This is a genomic window from Streptococcus mitis (genome assembly GCF_902159415.1).
Lineage (GTDB): Bacteria > Bacillota > Bacilli > Lactobacillales > Streptococcaceae > Streptococcus > Streptococcus mitis_BG.
In genome coordinates this window covers 1-411 of sequence record NZ_CABGJU010000009.1, presented here as the reverse complement: position 1 = coordinate 411, position 411 = coordinate 1, and the positions used below count along the sequence as shown (strand labels likewise).

At 43.3% G+C, this 411-nt stretch carries 1 protein-coding gene; it reads right to left on the bottom strand.

Translation table 11 applies throughout. The features are described 5' to 3' along the window. Positions 1 to 411 (bottom strand): MucBP domain-containing protein (locus FN031_RS08970; RefSeq protein ID WP_142559453.1); only part of this gene is annotated, 411 nt, incomplete at both ends.

Sequence of the window (411 nt, the reverse complement as noted above, 5' to 3'; positions counted from 1 at the left end):
GTCTTAACCTTCTCATAAACGTGCTCGGTGTCACCGTTTGGAAGTTTCTTAGTCTCTACGAAGCGGTAACCTGGAATATCCTTCTTAGGTTGTTCACCGTCTTCGCTTGGATGACCTGGAATTTCATTCCCTTCCTTATCCTTATGACTTGTCTTCACTTTTTCGTAGACATGTTCTGTGTCACCGTTTGGAAGTTTCTTAGTCTCTACGAAGCGGTAGCCTGGAATATCCTTCTTAGGTTGTTCACCGTCTTCTGTTGGATGACCTGGAATTTCATTCCCTTCCTTATCCTTATGACTTGTCTTCACTTTTTCGTAGACATGTTCTGTGTCACCGTTTGGAAGTTTCTTAGTCTCTACGAAGCGGTAGCCTGGAATATCTTTCTTAGGTTGTTCACCGTCTTCTGTTGGA